Raw genomic sequence first — 4,686 nt, 5'->3', positions numbered from 1 at the left:
GGCTCCGCCGTCCGAGCGCGTGAATGGTACCGTGAGTTCCGTGAAATCGTCCTGATGTGTACGGTCTACAACATCAAACAGTACGTGACCGCCTGATTCCAACGCCGTATGGTGATTCAATGGAGCCAAGTTTCTCTAAACCGGTCTCTGCGTCGAAATACACTACAGTAACCTCGGTGTCGTATCTCACTTCTGCATCGGGATAGTGGTCTCGAAGAGACGTGGGCAGGTCATGCTTGGACTCTGACGGGTGTTCACGCCCGTCGACAACGACGACATCGTGATGTGCGACCTCGACGCGACTTGTATAGATATCTTGGACAGTACCGTGACCGAACACCGTGTTTTTCGGCGTCCGCAATTCAATACGTTGGCCGACCTCGAAGTCCCTCTCTAACCCGACTCGAATTGTCGAATCTTCAAGCCCGTCAATCACGTAGCCGACGTTTGGATATCCGAACTTGAGATAGTCCGTGTCTTGATCTGCATCGTTCATTTTGAGGTGTCCTCGCTATTGAACCAGTCTGCCAGTGCGACTGCTGCCGCGATAGCGATTAAATGGAGCAGGCCCTGGATTTGGGCGGGCACCGCCATCAAAATGAATGTTGCATCAACGTCTGTATCTGTACTCATTGTCTCATTTTTGCACTAGGCTAAATACAGGAAGAATCCCCGTTTGATTAGGACGAGCGGTGGTTTACCAACGACTATAGGTATTGTTCGTATGGGAGCTGGTCCATCACGTCGAGGCGGCCATCAGTGAGGTGATTTTCGATTTCTTCTATTGGGTTATCGCGACGTATCACTACCGTCATAGGTTTAGAATCAGTGGAAGATTCTTTATTTAAATTCAATTCGGCATCGAGGACTTCTGTCTCCTTTCCAGTCTCAGTGTCCCTAAAGCCAAAGGTCCCTTCCACTGGTTTTTGTTCAAACTTCCACTTTGGGTCTGGTGGAAAATACATGACAGCATAAACAATCTCATCCTCAACTTCATGCCTGCGGATACTAAACTCACTATAGCTAAACTCGCCGGTGTTGTCATCCTGCGTTTGGGGGAATGTCTCGATGAGCCTCAGCATATTCTTTCCTTGAAATATAACATCTTAGATACATAAACGTTAGTGTGGATTCAGGCCTGAACTGCTAGAATCCAATGAGAGACGGTCTAAGAGTCAAATACAGCGATTCGTGGCTAAACAGCAATAGTTATTTCGGATAATACCGGGTCGATTGCACTCACACACTCGGCCGCTGAGTGATACCTACCCCGGCGTCCACGGTGCGTGTGATGTCACGCCGGATTACGAGCGAGTTGTGACCCAAGTAGGTCATCAAGACAGTCGGCTGCAATGCGGGCCACTTTTTCTGATCCGACGACCTCTATCATAAGCACATCTCCGGCGTCTGTGTCAAAGGTAGCGACGATTATAGAGTCACTTGGCTGAAGATCAAGGAATGACCCGTCAACTGGCTTGATACTGTCACCAAGAGCGACTACTTCTTCTCCGTTTCGGTCGACTATCGACATGTCCTCGACCTCATATTGACCCGGGTTGTTTTCAGCGGGTGGGTCAGACAGCGACATACGTAATATGGGGGTTGAGGGCACTTAGCCTCTTCCCAGCAGCTATATTTATGAAGCGTTCAGCAGGAAGAGTATTGCGAAACCAGCGGCTATGTAGCCTCGTATTCGCGGCCAGTCGAAGTGGGTAGCGCCGTCGCCCCCTGGAGCGATCAGGTAAGCCGATATCAGGAGGAGGGCCGACCCGATGAGAAAATTTGTCGTAGATTGAATCCAGCCGGTCCAGACATTTGCGATACTTCCTCCGACAATGGAAGTTGAGACTACAGCGGATTTAGCGGGGCTGTAATGCATATATTCGGACGATTAAGTGACCAAGAACAGCTTCAGATTAGCTCTCAATCACCCGTTATTGATGTACTACTGACTATATCACCGAACTCCGATTGCTTTCTGTAGTGTAGCCACTCAAACATCGTGCTATCCCAGATTGAGTCTCCTCTCTACCCGATTCCAGTTTCCTTCTTCAACAGCGTCAGCGTATTATCAGCCGTCACAATCGGCGAATGCTCGTACTCACCAGTCAATTCGACCTGAACCAGCAGGTCGACAGCTCGCCAAATTGAGTACAGCAGGCACGCAAACGCGAAATAGAAGAATCGTAGCCCGAAATTTTTCGACGTCGTCGCAGCCATGAACCGCTTGATGGATTTGTATCCGCTCTCGATCTCCCAGCGATACCCGTACTCGGTGAGGAAACTACCCCCATGATTCGACATGAACACCGAGTACTGCCGGTAATCATCATGCTCAGAGTCCTCCTTTCGTCGATAGATCAGCGTTGTCTCGTGCCACTCGTTTTTCCCGAGATGGAGTTTCCGGTCGGTCTCGTATCGGTCTTGACCCCGCTGGAGCAGGCGTTTGGCCTGGGCTTTCTCGCTGGTCTGCATTCGTTTCGGCACCACATAGGAGAGGCCGCGCTGGCTGAGCATCTCCAGAATGTGCTGGCTGTCGAACTCTCGGTCCATCAGTACGTTATCGACGTGAACGGCGTCTTGGGCTGAATCCAGCAGATCCTCAACTATCTCTTTCCGTGATTCGCCTTTTCGTACAGGCCGTGCATCCAATACGATTGGAACCGCATTGCCGACCAGCTGGACTGTCGCCCACTGATAGGCGTACTCGTCGGTTTTCTCCTTCGTGCCGATGATTTCGTCCTCGTGACCCGTCCGATTCCCAGTAAACGGGTCGGCTTCCGTAATATCGATAGCGACGATCCCAGCTCGGAAGAACTCTTTCGTCTCTGCGACTTCATCCAGTAATCGATTCACTGCTCGCCGGTACATCTCCCGAATCTGTTCAATAGAGAGGTCGCGGATGTGCTCGCGATGAGCGTGTCCTAACGGCGTCCGATCCCGGGTCGATTCGTAGACGAAGCTGCGGGCTCCTTCGTTAGCAGCCAGCCCCTCACGAAGTCCGAGATGCGTTTGTAAGTCCCAATAGGCGTTCTCATGAATCTCACAGCCATCGTCCCGATTCAGTGAGAAGGCTGGGAAGACAATGCGGCTGATATGGTCGGTAATCGATCCCGCTTCGTTGAGGATAGCTTGATCGTCTGGGGCTGGTTCCTCTTCGTCACCGTGAGATGGAAACTTCCGTTCTGGCTCGCGCGGAACAGCAACATCTGCGTTCTGGGCTTTGATCAGAATCGTCTGCGCAGCTGCCTCAATTGTCTCACGAAGTTCTGTAGTGAACCGTTCGTGCCAGCTGCGCCACAGTGTCGACTGGTTTGGGACCGTTGTCAAGCCCAACTGCTCACAGAGTTCTGGGTGGTGGCTGAAGTACGTGAGAAGTGCCGTTTCATGACTCAACCCGTGAATTTCTTTGAGCAGAAACAGTCGGAACAGTTGCACCATTTCGTACTGGGTTGCTCCAGAATACCGGTCGTGTGATCGAAACCGAAAATACGCTACTGGGTAGTGTACGACGAACTCGTCAACGGAGTGGTGAGCCTGATGGTCAAACCATGTGGAGGCAACGGTCCGGATGTCTTCTTTGAGGCTGCCAAGTGAACTCCGGTCGTACAGTGGCGTCGAATCATATGCTGGCCACTCAGTGTATGACTGTTGTGCGATCCGTCGAAAGACACTGCGTTGTGAGTCACAACTCGCAACCACTACGAGATACTGGCCACGACACGGCGAAAAATCCGTCTAAATGTTAATAGAAAACACATTCAGCTCCCAATGTCGCTAAGTAGTATGAGTGGGCAGTAGTCAGTACAGACTGGACCGATATCAATCTCACAACGGCAGATTCGGAACGAACGTACTCGCAATGATCGTATCAGCAAAGAAGAGTATAATCGCAAACCCAGTACGAAAGTCGTGATCTTCGGTTCGAATCGATGCATGGACGTACGCTGCTAAACTCAGGACCATATTCGGTCATGTTTTCTATCAAGTACAAATAATATCCCATTTCATTGGTTCGCAGATATACTGAGCAGTTAGTACAGGGTAGTCATAGATCGGTTAGCCAGAGAATCCAAATAACAGCAAAGATATTATGTCGATAAAGATAGATGTAGACTTATGGGTGAGGACAATACGATCTCTAATTCGGTCCTCTCTACACTTTCCCGAGAGCCCCGAAGAACCAAGCTCTCGTGGATTATGTTTGCATTTGCTATCGTATGGACAATATGGGTAGGTTGGAGATCCGTTCCAACCGCAATTGTTGGGACACCATGGGTTCTTCTGCTCACACTTGCAGATGTCCTTCCACGGGATAGACGAAAAATGGCGACTTGGTTTCGCGTTATTGCTATGCTCTATATGTGCGTGGCTCCCTTTGCGTATGTGGCCATCTCAAGGATATGACTCGCTCAGTTCGCAGGCATACCGAGCGGCCATCTCTTAATGACACACCTGAAATAATGAATAACGACTTCTCAAATAAGTCATGGTTTGGTCAGTAGAGGTGAGTCAGTTTACGTTCGACGGTGGAGCGACACACTCCAAAGCAGGGCGACAATCCCTGCAAGAAAATAGGCAAAGGGGGGCGGAGTATAAGTAATAGTGTTCGTCCACTGCGCCATGCCGTACACAAAAAACAGGAGACTGATACCGAGCAGTAGTGCTGTCTCTGCTCGGCTTATT

General features: G+C 50.3%; 4 protein-coding genes and 1 pseudogene. 1 reads left to right on the top strand and 4 read right to left on the bottom strand.

The features are described from left to right. Positions 1–96, top strand: a pseudogene (locus Harman_RS21125) (IS5 family transposase); the annotation flags it as partial. Here Harman_RS21125 and Harman_RS21120 read toward each other — a convergent pair. The 4 genes from Harman_RS21120 to Harman_RS21105 all read right to left on the bottom strand — a co-directional run bounded on the left by Harman_RS21120 (position 74) and on the right by Harman_RS21105 (position 3,702). Beyond that, positions 74–496, bottom strand: coding sequence for a hypothetical protein (locus tag Harman_RS21120; RefSeq protein ID WP_137685632.1), 423 nt, complete (start codon positions 494–496; stop codon positions 74–76). The pseudogene Harman_RS21125 and the gene Harman_RS21120 overlap by 23 nt on opposite strands. A gap of 211 nt (positions 497–707) precedes the next feature. Beyond that, positions 708–1,082 (bottom strand): hypothetical protein, encoded by a 375-nt coding sequence (locus tag Harman_RS21115; RefSeq protein ID WP_137685631.1) that lies wholly within the window; start codon positions 1,080–1,082, stop codon positions 708–710. A gap of 212 nt (positions 1,083–1,294) precedes the next feature. After that, complete coding sequence (locus Harman_RS21110; protein WP_137685630.1) at positions 1,295–1,588, bottom strand: hypothetical protein; 294 nt, start codon at positions 1,586–1,588, stop codon at positions 1,295–1,297. Between the two features lie 440 nt (positions 1,589–2,028). Further along, on the bottom strand, positions 2,029–3,702 hold the full coding sequence (locus tag Harman_RS21105) for a transposase (RefSeq protein ID WP_137685629.1): 1,674 nt from the start codon (positions 3,700–3,702) through the stop codon (positions 2,029–2,031). Between the last annotated feature and the right edge of the window lie 984 nt (positions 3,703–4,686).

This window comes from Haloarcula mannanilytica (assembly GCF_005406125.1).
GTDB lineage: Archaea > Halobacteriota > Halobacteria > Halobacteriales > Haloarculaceae > Haloarcula > Haloarcula mannanilytica.
This window is presented reverse-complemented; position numbering and strand designations above follow the sequence as displayed.

Bases quoted from the DNA above. Each gene is read 5' to 3' on its own strand.
- Harman_RS21120 (WP_137685632.1), bottom strand. From the start codon at position 496: ATGAACGATGCAGATCAAGACACGGACTATCTCAAGTTCGGATATCCA.
- Harman_RS21115 (WP_137685631.1), bottom strand. From the start codon at position 1,082: ATGCTGAGGCTCATCGAGACATTCCCCCAAACGCAGGATGACAACACC.
- Harman_RS21110 (WP_137685630.1), bottom strand. From the start codon at position 1,588: ATGTCGCTGTCTGACCCACCCGCTGAAAACAACCCGGGTCAATATGAG.